The 14,461-nt window shown below is 41.1% G+C and carries 11 protein-coding genes and 1 tRNA gene; 10 read left to right on the top strand and 2 right to left on the bottom strand.

Annotation, left to right across the window (positions count from 1 at the left end):
- Positions 1 to 204 precede the first annotated feature (204 nt).
- The 5 genes from FXV91_RS04280 (at position 205) to FXV91_RS04260 (ending at position 5,112) form a co-directional block, all read left to right on the top strand.
- A complete protein-coding gene (locus tag FXV91_RS04280; RefSeq protein ID WP_229388729.1) occupies positions 205 to 873 on the top strand; it encodes an META domain-containing protein in 669 nt (222 codons plus the stop codon).
- Positions 874 to 1,337: 464 nt separating this feature from the next.
- Positions 1,338 to 2,708 carry a hypothetical protein gene (locus FXV91_RS04275; RefSeq protein WP_229388727.1) on the top strand — a complete coding sequence of 457 codons (1,371 nt, stop codon included), beginning with the start codon at positions 1,338 to 1,340 and terminating at the stop codon, positions 2,706 to 2,708.
- Between the two features lie 645 nt (positions 2,709 to 3,353).
- Positions 3,354 to 4,172 (top strand): IS5 family transposase, encoded by an 819-nt coding sequence (locus FXV91_RS04270; RefSeq protein WP_229388725.1) that lies wholly within the window; start codon positions 3,354 to 3,356, stop codon positions 4,170 to 4,172.
- 121 nt (positions 4,173 to 4,293) lie between these two features.
- Positions 4,294 to 4,803 carry a hypothetical protein gene (locus FXV91_RS04265; RefSeq protein WP_229388723.1) on the top strand — a complete coding sequence of 170 codons (510 nt, stop codon included), beginning with the start codon at positions 4,294 to 4,296 and terminating at the stop codon, positions 4,801 to 4,803.
- 72 nt (positions 4,804 to 4,875) lie between these two features.
- Complete coding sequence (locus tag FXV91_RS04260; RefSeq protein ID WP_229388721.1) at positions 4,876 to 5,112, top strand: hypothetical protein; 237 nt, start codon at positions 4,876 to 4,878, stop codon at positions 5,110 to 5,112.
- Between the two features lie 172 nt (positions 5,113 to 5,284).
- Here the strand turns inward: FXV91_RS04260 and FXV91_RS19640 are convergent, their stop codons facing one another.
- Complete coding sequence (locus FXV91_RS19640) at positions 5,285 to 5,410, bottom strand: hypothetical protein (RefSeq protein WP_255679915.1); 126 nt, start codon at positions 5,408 to 5,410, stop codon at positions 5,285 to 5,287.
- A gap of 75 nt (positions 5,411 to 5,485) precedes the next feature.
- Between FXV91_RS19640 and FXV91_RS04255 the strand changes: the two genes are divergently transcribed.
- The 4 genes from FXV91_RS04255 to FXV91_RS04240 all read left to right on the top strand — a co-directional run bounded on the left by FXV91_RS04255 (position 5,486) and on the right by FXV91_RS04240 (position 9,189).
- Positions 5,486 to 6,268 (top strand): sulfide-dependent adenosine diphosphate thiazole synthase, encoded by a 783-nt coding sequence (locus FXV91_RS04255; RefSeq protein ID WP_229388719.1) that lies wholly within the window; start codon positions 5,486 to 5,488, stop codon positions 6,266 to 6,268.
- A gap of 184 nt (positions 6,269 to 6,452) precedes the next feature.
- Positions 6,453 to 6,524, top strand: a tRNA-His gene (locus tag FXV91_RS04250).
- Positions 6,525 to 6,827: 303 nt separating this feature from the next.
- Positions 6,828 to 8,555: a radical SAM protein gene (locus FXV91_RS04245; RefSeq protein WP_229388717.1), complete on the top strand. Its 1,728-nt coding sequence runs from the start codon at positions 6,828 to 6,830 to the stop codon at positions 8,553 to 8,555.
- A gap of 400 nt (positions 8,556 to 8,955) precedes the next feature.
- The gene (locus FXV91_RS04240) at positions 8,956 to 9,189 is read left to right on the top strand and encodes a hypothetical protein (protein WP_229388715.1); all 234 of its coding nucleotides are present in this window, start codon (positions 8,956 to 8,958) and stop codon (positions 9,187 to 9,189) included.
- 416 nt (positions 9,190 to 9,605) lie between these two features.
- On the opposite strand, the gene FXV91_RS04235 is transcribed toward FXV91_RS04240, so the two are convergent.
- On the bottom strand, positions 9,606 to 10,739 hold the full coding sequence (locus tag FXV91_RS04235; RefSeq protein WP_229388713.1) for a hypothetical protein: 1,134 nt from the start codon (positions 10,737 to 10,739) through the stop codon (positions 9,606 to 9,608).
- Positions 10,740 to 11,779: 1,040 nt separating this feature from the next.
- On the opposite strand from FXV91_RS04235, the gene FXV91_RS04230 reads away from it, so the two are divergent.
- On the top strand, positions 11,780 to 14,428 hold the full coding sequence (locus FXV91_RS04230) for an Ig-like domain-containing protein (protein WP_229388711.1): 2,649 nt from the start codon (positions 11,780 to 11,782) through the stop codon (positions 14,426 to 14,428).
- Positions 14,429 to 14,461: the final 33 nt, after the last annotated feature.

Here is a 14,461-nt window from a genome sequence, read left to right as displayed (position 1 = left end):
TCAGATTATAGTTTCTGTTTTGTGAACATGGTTGCTGCTTGATAACTGTCATTTGTGGATGAGATTTGTTCAGAATTTACGTAAAATAATTGGAATAAATATTCGGTGACTGCGAATCAAACTGAAGCTTAAACAAAAGATATATTGAAGTGGCGCATCTCTCCATCTAATCACTCTCCATCTAATCGTATTACGAGGCATATTATGAAAATGAAAACTACGTCTATAGGCATGGTTTTACTCCTTACTATAGGAGTTATAACCGCGGTCTCCTTCTCGCTTGGATGTACTGAGCAGGAAGAAACTCCTGTTGAGCCTTCAGATAACACTTCTGCCGAACCTGTAGAAAACACTCCTGCTGAGCCTGCAGAAAACACTTCTGTAGAGCCCGCTGAGAATATCTCTGCAGAACCCATAGAGAATACTCCTGCTGAATCTGCAGAAAGCACGCCTGTTGAGTCTGCAGGAAGCGCAGGAAGCACTACCGAGGAACTTGAACCGGTTTCTGCTGACAATATCACCAGTATCGAATGGCAGTGGGCCAGCTTCCAGGACTCTGACAGCCCTGAAACCCAGATAACGGTGCCTGACCCTGAGAACTATACGCTTGCCTTTTTCGATGACGGCACATATTATATCAAAGCCGACTGCAACAGCGGTAGCGGGACTTATGTCCTTGAAGGAAACAACTTAACCCTTGGTCCTGTTACCATTACTCTTATGGCATGCGGGCCTGAATCTATGGATGGCGAATACCTGTCACTTTTACCCACTGTAGAAGCAGTGGCTCTTGAGGATGGACAACTTGTCCTTTACCCAGGAAACGAAGGTGACAAGATGTTCTTTACAAATGGAGGAGAGGCTGAACAGTAAAGGTTGATTTTTAATTGAGTTAGGTGAATAGAGGCTCGAATTTTTATAGAGCCTCGTTTTTACTTTTTGGGTTCTGCAGATTTTTTCTATACTTATCGTTTTACTTTGAATCTGTTTATTTAACTGCTTGTTTTTTGATTATAAGTTCTTTTCCTTCTGAAATGTTCAGGGCAAATAAAGAAATGGCACTAACAAATTTATTAATGCAACGTTTTCATCAAAATTCCGGGTCGGTGAACTGCAAAAAAGTCTTCTTACATTCCATTTCCATAATATAAAGGCGTCTTTGACGAATGACTGGCAGATTTAAATCTCCTTTTTTGTTTTTAGCAGTTTTGAAGGTTGTGTGGGCTTATCTTGATTTCCAATATGGTATTTATAGCAGCCTCAATTATCAGAGATAATCATTTCAAGCTTAAATGTAATGATTAATGTATTCTTACGAGAAAGGTGGGAAACTAATAGTGACAGAAAATAGCATGCAATCTGAAAGATTCTCATTACATGAACGCTTGCGGTTCCTGAATACCTCAGAATTTTACGACCTGGTAAGTACCCTGCTGATTAAAAAACCCGAATTATATCAGCTGGTTATGGAATGGTTCAAAGAAAAACAGGAATCTATGCCTGAAACTATGACAGATAATGATACCGTTTCCCTAAATGATAACCTGTTGTTTGAGTACTGGGAAGATGCCAGAAGCATTATTTCAGAGTTTAACGAGCTAGGAGGTGGCCCAGAAGAAGAGGAAGAGGAAGCATTTGGTTATCTTGAAAAGATTTCAGGCCTGATTGAAGAAGGTAGCCTGTCAACTGCTGCAAAACTTGAATTTTTAGATGAAGCCTTTGAGGAATACAACATCCACAATTCAGGTTTTGAAGATGGCCTGATGGAAATTTTTTTTGAGATCTGCCAGACAAAAGAAGAATGGGAGTATCTGGTGAAAAAACTTGACGAGCATCCTTCTAATTGGAGAAAAGAACGGATAATGAATATCCAGAGAGAATACCTTCACAATGACGAAGCTTATCTGCAAGAGCGCATGCAAATTCTCATTTATGGGATGAATTATTGGGACCTGGTTAAATTTTATGTTGAAAAGGGAGATCCGGATAAAGCCCTGGAAACGGCAGAAGAAGGTATCTTAAAGGGGGAAGGCAGGCTTACTGAGTTGTTTGAATTCTTATGGGAATACTTCTCCAAAAAGGGAGACACAGCCAACCTGGAACGGCTTGTGCAGACGGCATTATCTCGCAATACTGAAGAAAAAAACATGCTGGACAGGTCATTTGAATATTACAGGTTAAAAGGAGACTATGAGCACGCAAAAGATGCCCTGTTAAGGTCATTTAAGTTTGCCAGACAGCAATATTATGCAGAGTACAAAAGGATGAAAAAATTTCTGAAAGCATGTGATTGGAAATCCATTGAGCCTGAAATCTTCGATAAAATCAAAGAAAAAGACTTTTATGATTATCTCAGAATTTGCCTTTACAAGGGTATGAAAGAAACAGTTCTTGAATCAATTCTAAGCTTAAAGCCCCCCTACAGTAGATTTAGTTCATCATATGAAAATGGCTTTGATGAGTTTGCAGATAAACTGACAAATGATTTTCCGGAAAAAATCATTGAATATTACTGGCAAAAAGCCTATCGAAACATACCGGGCGGAAACAGAAAAACATATCATTCTGCAGTCAAAGATCTTGAAAAGGCCAAAAATATCTATATCTATGTCTTGAGGAACGAAGACGGGTGGGCAAAACGTTTTTCAGACCTAAAATCCGAATTTAAGAAACGGCCCGCTTTTCTTGAAATCGCGAGCGAGTTATGATATCTCTTTTTTTATTTTTTCAGTATCGGGTTACTTGCTTAACTTAGAGCCTATCCGAAAAGTGTTCCGACCTACTGTAATTTTTACAGTTGGCAATATATACGACTGGAGCAGATACTCGATATTATGACCTAGTGTAATTTCTACAAGATGTCATTATTGACTTTTCGGATAGACTCTTAGTCGGAACAACCTTTAATTACTTTATGACTGCTCAAGCTTCTCATAAATCTGGGGTACATCGTTTCAATTTCCCATAATCTCTCACCACGCAAACCTAAAGTTGCAAGTATCCGGAAAGTATTTGCATAAACAAATTCTGACGGCATGTTTATTTCAATCGAATACCCCGCTAGCTTGTTGCGGGAATGGAAAACTTCCCAGGTAACCGTTAATGATAATATGATTTATCAATTCCATTTTTGGTTGTTAACTTCTGCTCAACTAAATCTTATTAGGGTTATCGTCTACTTTAACGGAACTTGGAGCGGTGGAGCTAACATACCCCGTTGCTTGCAGCGAGGTGCGCCAGCGCAACTTTGATTTTTACCAGTTTTGTGTCACTTCCAAACTCAACCAATGCAGCCTTCGATTAAGAGCCTATCCGAAAAGTAGAATAACTACATTTTAGGGTAATGTCGATTAGTGGTAAGACGAAAAAACGTACACGACTACGAGATTTCTGATGAATTCTGGAATAAAATCAAACCATTATTACCTCTCCCTAAACCAAAAAAGAAGGCTGAAAGACCTCGAAAAGATGATAGAAAAATACTGAGTGGTATTTTTTATCTTCTTCGTACTGGTTGCCAATGGAAATCTCTGCCACGATTTTATGGAGCTCCAAGCACTGTCCATGATCGATTTCAGGAATGGAGAAGATCAGGCTTATTTGAGAATATGTGGAAAGCTGGTCTACTGGAGTATGATAATAACAAAGGATTAGAGTGGGAATGGCAAGCAATTGACGGTGCTATGACAAAAGCACCATTAGGTGGACCTGGCACTGGAGCGAATCCAACTGATCGTGGCAAAAAAGGTACAAAAAGGAGTATTTTAACAGACGGGAAAGGTATACCATCATCGGTTACTGTTGATGGAGCAAATCGTCACGATAAAAAGCTTGTAAAAGAGACTTTAGATGCCATTATTTTTGAAAGAACTTCTCCAGATGATGTTATTCAGAATATGTGTATGGATAAAGGATATGATTTTCCTGATATCAGAGAACTGGTTAAAGAATATGATTACACCGCCCATATAAAAAGCCGCGGAGAGGAAAACATAAGAATAGAGATACCAGGTTTTAGGGCAAGAAGATGGGTTGTAGAAAGGACACATTCCTGGATAAACAGATTCAGAAGGCTGCTTATAAGATGGGAAAAGAAAGTTGAGAATTACCTTGCTATGCTTCATTTAGCATGTGCATGGATGACATTTAGAGCAGCGGGACTTTTCGGATAGGCTCTAAGGTAAAAATAGAATTTGATCCACTTTACTCTATGTAAAAAATTATCTTTGTCTTTGCTTTCGGTCGATTTTATAAATTAATTGTCTGATGTTTAAATAGCTTTATATCTTCTATATGGTCGTGATAAATATCTCTGAAGTTATTGACAATTACCCTAATATTGCAAGTGTGTTTCCTGCTGAGTGGTTTGAGGCTGAGATTAAAAAAGAAAATAATCACTTACTCATAAAAGAGTTAATTTTAGACGACGACTTCTCTATTGAGTATCTTAAGGAGTTTGAAGATTGCTTAGAATTGCTAAAAGATGAAATCAAGAAACATATGAAACATTTCAAAACATTAAGAGTTAAAGACCAATTTGAAAAGACACTGATTGAATTAAAAATAGGATATATGTTCAAAAAAATGGGATTCAATATAGAGTTTGAACCATTAGTTCAAAATGGAAAGGTAAGCGATATAAAAATTAACTTAGAAGGTATTGACATTTTTATAGAAGTATCAACTCGAATAGGCCCTGAAGAAGAGACACTAATAGAAAAAGAGAATGGAGTGAAGATAATAGAGTTTAATACCCGAGAGCCATGTAAATTTTCAGATAAAATTGAAGGAGAAAGCATATAGTTATCAAAAGATCATCCTGAGATCGTGGCTTTATATTTCCTTACTTTATATACTCCCGAAAGAAGAAGTATAATGAAAGCATTTGGCTTTGACTTAACGTCAGAAGGTGACCCTGTTTATATCAATATTGAAGAAAGTATTGACTACTCAAATGTTTCTGCACTTTTATTGAGTAGTCCAAATGACATAACTACCTTATGGATAAATCCATTTGCAAAAAATCCACTTCCAAATAAAATATTACAAAAGTTCAAAGAAAATAGTATAAAAATCATGTTTCCTAAAAGAAAGAACCAAGAAGCTTATTGATGTTATTAATTGCAAATATTTCTAACCATCAGCTTATTAATTTCAGTGTACCAAAAACCCAAGTTCTATTCTAATTTTCTAATTCTTAGTTGTGTAAACTTAAGTCTTCAAGAATCTGCAGATGTATGAATGAAATAATTCACAAGATGTTTTTGTATATTCTGTTGTACCATCAGCAAAATATATCAAGTTCTTTCTTCTCAAATCCTTTCTCTCCTTCCCCACCAATTCCAACAACTTTAAAAGTAATGCCCTGTATCAAAACATGAATTTCAATGCTTACAGTCAGGGTTAACAATTCCTGATCTACTTATTAAAAAGTCGGGTTGTTTTTCCCGGACTTTCAACCGTATAAGCTTTATGAGAGATTAAAATGGAACTCGACGAAGTCATAATCACACGGGCAATTTTTGAAGAGTATTCTAAAACCTTCCTTGACTACACGGACATTGATGTGGCACTTGTAGGAGGAGGACCTGCAAACCTTGTGGCTGCAAAATATTTAGCAGAAGCCGGGGCAAAGGTTGCCATTTATGAGCAGAAGCTGTCACTCGGGGGCGGCATGTGGGCTGGCGGCATGATGTTCCCTCGCATAGTTGTGCAGGAAGAGGCCTGCCACGTCCTGGACGACTTCGGGATCAGGTATAAAGAGTACCAGCCAGGGTATTACGTGGCAAACTCCGTGGAATCCGTCGGAAAGCTGATTGCAGGGGCAACTTCGGCAGGGGCTGAGGTCTTCAACCTTGTGAGCTTTGAGGACGTCATGATCAGGGAGAATGACAGGGTTACTGGCATAGTTATCAACTGGGGGCCTGTTACAACACAGCGCCTGCATGTGGACCCTCTTATGATCCGCACAAAACTCGTAATTGATGGGACAGGACATGATGCAGTTGTTTGCAACACAATTCTCAGGAAGATCCCTGATGCAAAGATAGGGGAACTCGGCATGCTAGGGGAAAAGCCAATGTGGTCTGAGGTCGGCGAGCGACTGGCTGTGGACGCAACGCAGGAAATTTATCCAGGGCTGATTGTTGCAGGCATGGCTGCAAATGCCGCAACCCGTGCCCCGAGAATGGGACCTGTCTTTGGAGGGATGCTCCTTTCCGGAGAAAAGGCTGCAAAACTTGCCCTTGACAGGCTTAAAAAGATCTAGATAGATTTGATATTTGCCTGAAGCCACCGTGAAACCTCTCAAAATCAGGTTTTTACCGGCTCTGGATGCCGGGTAGCAGAACCACTCCCTTCTCGAAGAAGGGTCTCCTGCTTTTCCGGCAAAAACTTTATATAAAAAAACTCCTTCTATAGGTTGCTTCAAACCTGAAGTATCAGACCCCGTGGCCGGGGTAGGGTAGCGGTTATCCTGTGGCCCTGTGGAGGCTACGATCCGAGTTCGATTCTCGGTCCCGGCCCTATAATTATTTTTAATGTATTTTCTTCTATTCTATGTTTACTGTGTTTTTTGCGGGATCGTCTTTATATTGTTCCTGACGCCTATTTTGTAACCTATTCCTCTGCTCTATTACAGTTGCCTTATACTGTGTTTCTAGAACCCTGCTGCATCTATCAATCACCCTGTATCTAATATCCGATTATATCCTATCATCTCGATTATCTCCGACTATTTCCGACTACTTCCGACTATATCTGATTATATTCAACCACATTGTATTGCTTCCAATTTCAATTATCAAACAAAGGAAACGAGAACTGATATGAAAGCACTCATCATAGACGGTTATGTAGACGAACCCGCCTGCCTTGGAGTTCCTCCATACTTTTCCCCTTATCCACGGTACGTAGCAGGAGCCTTGAGAGAGCGCGGGCTTTCCGAAAACGAGATCTACTACCTGACCATCGATACCCTGAGGGAAAATCCACCCGGAGCTGGCGAACTTATAGGGAAGGCAGATCTTCTGGTCATTATTGCAGGTATGACCGTGCCTGGAAAATATCTTCGGGCATCCCCTATCACACCTGGAGAGATCGAAACTATTTTTCGGGCTGCATATGGGGTAAAAGTTATAGGCGGCCCGATAAGGCTCGGGTTTAGCAGCGAGGGCGGAAGGGCTGCAAAGGGTATGGAAAGCGGTATCGGTCTGGAAGAAGCCATACTTGCAAAAATGGATATTGAGGCTTTTGTTTACGATCTCTTTGAGAAGGAAGGAACAGGTGGGATAGGAAGCGGTGAATATTTTCCCGCCAGGCTAAAGGCCCCGGATTCCATTGACCACCGTTTCAGGACGACAGCCGAGGTCGGGCGCTGGGGACTTAAAGGGGCTTTTTTGATTCGGCAGCATCCTGATTACCCTTATTGCATGTGCGAACTTGAGACTTACAGGGGCTGTGGCAGGCAGGTTCACTGCTCTTTCTGCACAGAACCCTTTTACGGGGCTTCGGACTACAGACCTGTAGAGGATGTTGTCTCCGAAGTCTCTACACTTTATTTCTATGGAGCCCGTTATTTCAGAGTCGGAAGACAGCCAGACCTTTTCTCCTATCATGGGATCGACGCAGGAGGACCTGTCCCGAAACCTGTACCTGAGGTCCTTGAAAAGCTCTATAAAGGAATCCGGAATTCTGCACCTGAGCTTTCCGTACTCCATATGGACAACGCAAACCCTATAACCCTTGCCGCATACCCCGAAGAGTCAGAGCAAATACTGAAGACGATTATTAAATATCACACCTCCGGAGATGTAGCAGCCTTTGGCATGGAGACAGCTGACCCTGCGGTAATTGCAGCAAACTCCCTCAAGGCAACTGCCGAAGAAGTTTTTGAAGCGGTCAAACTGGTAAACAGTCTGGGAGCCATTCGCGGGGCAAACGGGCTTCCGGAAATTCTCCCTGGCATCAATTTTGTACATGGGCTGATGGGTGAGACAAAAAAGACTTTCCAGATGAACTACGATTTTCTGCAGAAAGTGCTTGATTCAGGGCTGCTTCTCCGCAGAATTAATATCCGCCAGGTTATGGCATTTCCCGGAACTCCAATCTACGGAAGGGACGAAGCTGCAAAGAAGCACAAGAGACTTTTTCTGGACTATAAGGAACAGGTCCGGAAGAATATTGACCTCCCAATGCTCCGGAGGGTTGTGCCGGAAGGGACAGTACTGAGAGACGTCATGTGCGAGGTGCATGACAAAGGGGTCACTTTCGGAAGGCAGCTTGGCTCTTACCCTCTGCTTGTAGGTATTCCGGCTTCTCTTCCTTTAAGAAAATTCACTGACGTTACTGTCACAGCGCACGGCATGCGTTCAATTACCGGAATTCCCTATCCTCTGCCTATCAACGCAGCTTCCCCAGCTCTTATCCGTGAACTCCCGCGAATCGGCAGAAAAACAGCTGATCTTATAGCTGCAGGCATCCCCTATGCTGACAGAGAAGACTTTCTCAGAAGGGTAAGCGAGGGAGAAAAGATTATCAGTTTTATCGATATTTAATGCTCCACAGAAACGTGATAGTCCAAATCTAATACCTTACTGACACTCTAACCTGATACCCTGAATCTGGCACTCTAAATCTGGTACTTTAAATATGGTACTTTAAATATGGTATTTTAAACCTAGTGTCTAAACCTGATACTCTAAATCTGGTATCTAAACCTGATTTATTCCTTCTCCCTTTCTTTTTTCGGAATTTTCCGGAACCCTACTATTTCTGAGATTTTTACATATCTGCAATTTGCACATCTCATCTTAAAATCGGATTTTTTCGGGAAAACTCTCTTTTTAGCCTGACAACATCTCCAATTTCTGAATCTTAAATGTCAGAATCTTTCAAATAAGCAGTTATTTATTCAATCCCGAATCATTCTAAATGGGATATTCGTGGGGGATTTGCTTGAGCGAGAGCACGGAAAATTTATATAGAGTGAAGATTGCTCTTCAGTTGAGCTTTATTATATGGGTCATGCTTGGGATTTTTATGTTTTATGCTACCTTTGAAGAGCAGCCCAGAATGCTTGGGACGTTTTTGCTCCTTTTTTCAGTTATTCTTTTCGCGCCTTTTCTACCTGACGGAACAAGCTATAAAGAAATTGAGAATCTGGACGATTATAAGGAAGATGAGCTTTAGAGAACATGAAAGGAACATGAAATTTCATGCAGGTCAGCAGAGCGTCATTTCAAAATATTCCGAAGCTTCCTTTTTATCTAAAAGATCCTCTTTATCCCAGCTCTAAGAATCAGTCCCGCAATGAGTTCAGGAATTAAAATGACTGGAACAGGGAGAGGTTTGAATTCAGAAAGGCCGCAAAAGGGGCAGCGGGTACCCAGGAGTAAAGATCTCAATAAACAGGGCAGCTGCCAGCATGTATTTTTGATTTTAGAATACTGTCCCCATAAGTTTTAAGGCATTTACTATCTTCAGAACCTTTCAGACTTTTGGTTCTTGTCTGGAGTTCCTGTAACATCTCAGATACAGAAGCACTCCAGAAAGCAAGCTTGTTCACTGTGTGCTAACTGTTGGGTTGCTTATAGCCTGTTGAATCCTCAGGCTTCAGTAAATCCCAGGATACTGGCAAGTTCCCCACCTTCGGGCCCAATGGATGAGAGTTCGCTCAAAGCTTCAGATTTCGAAATATATTTTTCGGTCCGGACGCTTCCAGGCTCCTCTATCTTAATGGTAACTTCCCCTTTGGTGTATCCCCTTTCAATGCATTCCCTCGCAAGAGTCCCATATATTCCGGCTATGAGCTTCAGGCAGTCAAACACTATGTTTTCTTCAACAGCGTTCTTGCCGTCCATCAGGATCAGTCTGAGCCGTGTGGATACTACGGACCTTGTGAAGAATTCTTTAATCCTTACCATGAACATATAGAGAGCGTCTCTGTCTATAGCAGGAGCCAGTTTTTCATCGCCTGTTATTTCATGGTCTCCGTACATGACCAAAAAAGTCCTGTCATCTGCAGAAATTATGAATCTATTCTCTGCATCCTTATCCTCAAGAACTGTCCTTGTATTGTTTTTTGTGTACTCGATATTTGTAATATAGAAATCTGATACATCCAGCTTTTTTACCTTTTCTTCTCTTGACAGAATTCCACTTTTTGCCCTAACAGGCAGGGTAAGTTTTTGAAGGTCCTCGACTTTTAGTGTGTCCTGTGTAAAACTCAGTTCAAACTCAGATCTCATGCCGTTAACCGAACTTACCTGCCAACCTTTGAGTCTTTTGTCTTCGGTTGAAGCGTAATAGGTGTTGTCGGCGCCATAAATGCTGGTCTCAAAAAAGGGGCTGAGGATTGAGATTATTCTTTCTTCAAGCTGCCGTACTTCTATAATTGCCAGCCTGTTTTGCCTATCAATATCATCGAGTCTTTCATTCTTCTTTAACAGAGCTATGGTTGCACAGGTCTCAATTGTCCTGGACTTGATTTCAAGAATCTCTTCTGATTCGACTCCCTGCGCATGTTCCTCTATACAGTCAGTAACATCCTTCTGGAACCTGTCTATCTCCTCGAGCCTTCTCTGAGAGATCGATGTCTCTTGTATGTTTCCCTGTTTTATCCTTATTATCGATTTTTCGAGAGGTATCACTTCTTTTGAAACCTTAATGAAGTCCTGAATGTCCTGGATAAAATCTCTCTGGACAGGCAGTTCTGTAGAGTCCTGAAAGGTATATTTCATTTTAAATTCCTCCCCTGTTGCAAAAAATACCTTTTGTTAATTAGGTTTTCCACATTTAAATCTGTGAGTATATACTTGTTATACTGGACAATATAACTCTTTCAATTCAATAATATAACTCTTTCAAGCCAGTATTTTTAGCTGCTTATGAAGACTCCATTAAATACAGAGTTTATCTCAACTCAAACTGTTTTCAGAATTTTCTACTTTTAAGTAATCATTGATTTTAAGTGACCACTCAGTTTCAGATTAGGGAGAAAATTCCGGAAGTTCGCTTATTGTTAATAAGATTAATTTTTGGATGAGCTCACCAGTAATTTTCTTTTTACGCTATTTTTTTATAGTTTTTTATAAAAATACTCTACTTCTTAAATATTCTATTTTCAAAAAATCATTATTATTAAATATAAATTTTTATTCATGTCTATATCCAATCCCTAACTTTTTTTAGAAAGATTTATATCAAATATTTGCGTAAGTTAATTCATATTATCGTCACAAGATAATATATAAAGACGTGTACTATATTATATGTTGAATATTTATTATTCATAGTAATTTGCTTGTTAGCGATTTACTGTTTACAATTAATAAGTACATGTCTGATGTGCCGGGCTGACTGGTCAGTACTGGTATAAAAACGGGGTTGATTCATAATTCCCCTGTTGCGGAATAATTTATGGGGTCAATGCTTTCCGTGCCAGAGGAAGAGGCTGCCGTACTCCTCCCCGACAAGGGTTTTGGAGAAGCGATGGCTCTCTTATCTACTAACTAAAAATTATATTAATAAGGTCAATTAAGTTTTGGAGGGAGGTGAAAAGCAGTTTTGTAATATATAAACTGTAAATTTCCTACAGTCTTACTTTATTTGATTTTTAAATACCAGGTAATTTCAACATTTCTAGACTGTTTATGGAATTGTGTTCTAACTAACTGGAATCTGCTACAACTCGCTAACTTTAAAATATTATTTAGTAAAAAATAATATTTAATGTCAAATAGAACTAAAATTGAACATATGCGGAATCTAGGTGCAGAATATGAAACAAAAATTAATACTATTCAGTACGCTGCTAATCATATCCCTTTTAGCAGGGACAGCAGGTGCAATTGAAGATACAGATAATGAGGATCTTGTATCAGCAGATACTGGGCTGAGCATTAGTTTCAGCTACAGCGGAGCCGGCTATTTCAAAGAGGGAGATATTGTAAAGATCACTGCAACCTTCAATAAACCCGTCCCGTTTGCGGAGTTAACGGGTGAGGCTGGGGGAGTCCTTCTATCATTCGATGAAACAAATAAGGTAAGTGACACTGTCTGGTGCTGTAATTATACCGTTGAAGGCGGAGTAAATGATGCAGTAGACGTGACAGTATTTGCATTTGACGCTATCGAAAGTGAAGAACCATTTTTTTATAAAACTGATGCTCATGCCTTTGTAATTGACAACGAAGCTCCGAAATTCAAGAGAATTCAACCGAGCTCCGAATATGTCAATACAAAGTGTGTGACTTTCGAGTTCAGTGCTTTCGATAAACTGGACAATACAATCGCCTACGCCATCTATATCAACAATACCGAGAAGAAAACAGGGATTGTAAGTTCTAACGGATATGTAAAGTTTGAGCCTGAGATGGCTGACGGCTATTACTATTGGGAAGTTAGACTCATGGATGATGCAGGGAATATGTGTACCAGTGAACCCATTGACCTGTATGTTGACACTAAGGCCCCGAGTGTAACCCTTGTTTCCCCGGTGGACTGCTTCGTTGACACAACGGGCTTCCTTGAATTCAATTTCACCGCTCAGGATACTCTATGCGCAGACTATGACCTGGAACTGTATTATGAGCTGTGCATTGATGGAGAACCTGTTGAAGGCTGTTCTGGGTACATGATCTCAGGAGATTATGAGGAAATTCCAGTAGTTGGCCTCGAGGAAGGAGCCCACAACTGGTCCGTTTTAGTCGAGGATAAAGCCGGAAACAGCTGTACAAGTCAAGTCCGGGATCTCTATGTAAACTGTAATGGGCTTGATGTCCAGCTCATTTCCCCGAACGGTGGGTTCGTTCCTGCAAACCCGCAGTTTAACTTCAGTGTTTCAGGAGGAGCAGGACTGCCTTTCGATTACGAACTGCTTGTTGACGGCAAGAAGGTTTTGCCTTGTAAAGGCACTTTCATTATTGGTCAAGAAGGGATTAACGAGTACTCTGTGACTGCAACGGTAGATGAAGGATTCAATAAAAACTGGACCGTGCGTATCACCGACTGTGCAGACAGAGAGTATCAACCTGACCCATGTTATTTCTCCGTTGATTGCACTGCTCCGGCCCCTGTGAAAAACCTGATCGTTACTGATGCGCTGAGCAACACTAACTGGTATTACATATACGACGAGCCCGGGCTGTACGTTTGCTGGGATAAAAATACCGAAGAAGACCTTTACGATGGAGAAGACAGTTACTATGGAACACCATATGCAGTTTTCATCAGCGATTGCAAGCCTTCATGCATTGAGGATATGGAACTGGCAGTGCCTGTAAGTGAAATCTATGAGCCTGTAGGTGAAATCTATGACAGTGACACGTACATACCTATGTACACTGGAGGGTATGGCGGAGAGTTCGTTTGCTGTGATGAAGTAATAGAGCCCGGAAAAATGTTTATGTACATTGGAGAGTACGACGGAAAGCCTCTTGTCTACGGTAAGGAGTACTGGGTGGCTGTTATTGCCCTGGACAGGGCTGGCAACTACGACGATTGCTTTGCCGTATGCGGGCCTGTCAAGACATATGAAGACATGACCATCACTCTTGATGCAGGCTGGAACCTGAAGTCCGTGCCTAAGACTCCTGCTAAATTCAATGCTGACACATGCTCGGTCTTTGGAGAATGCAGCACAGTAATTTACTGGGACGGCAGCTGCTGGGAATTCCCAGAGACTATCGAACCCTGCAAGGGTTACTGGGTTTACACTCCCGAAGCTTGCGTGAGCAATGTAAAGTTCAAACCAATGTTACTTGACAGCACAAGTCCTGATGTACCTGCCTGTCTTGATCTTGCTCCCGGCTGGCAGATGATAGGGCACACCTCTAACCTGCCTGTACAGTGGTCCGCGTCTCTGGGTTCATTGCAGGGTGTTCTTGGTTTAGAGTATAAGTTCTCTAACCTCATCACGTATTCTCAGAATGAAGGTTGGGGCGGCACAATCTCTCTTGGAGTCTTAGACCTGGTCGGTGCAGAAGAAGACACTCCATGCCCAGTTGGCGTGCTTAAGTCAGAGGGTCTTATGGTCCCAGGACAGGGATACTGGATCTTCATGAAGGAATGTGGTACCTACGCTTCCGTTGAGAGTGTAGATTTCTACCCTGAAGGAATAGTAAACCCAGATAACAACTCAGACAACCCGGTAGATCCATTGAACCCGGATGAAATCGTAGACCCGGATGAAATAGTAAATCCAGATGAAATCGTAGACCCGGATGAACTAGTAGACCCGGATGAACTAGTAGACCCGGATGAAGACGATTCTGCATCCGGTGAAGAAATAGTAAATCCGGATGAAATAGTAAATCCGGATGAAATAGTAAATCCAGATGAAATAGTAAATCCGGATGAAAACGATTCCGAACCCGGTGAAGACGATTCTGAACCCGGTGAAGGCAAACCCGGAAAAGAGAAAAAATAAACTCTAAAGCAAGTAACTTTTCAGCCAGTTCAG

This window comes from Methanosarcina sp. DH2 (assembly GCF_020804225.1).
Lineage (GTDB): Archaea > Halobacteriota > Methanosarcinia > Methanosarcinales > Methanosarcinaceae > Methanosarcina.
The sequence above is the reverse complement of the archived record's forward strand: the minus strand, read 5'-3'. Positions and strand labels throughout refer to the sequence as shown.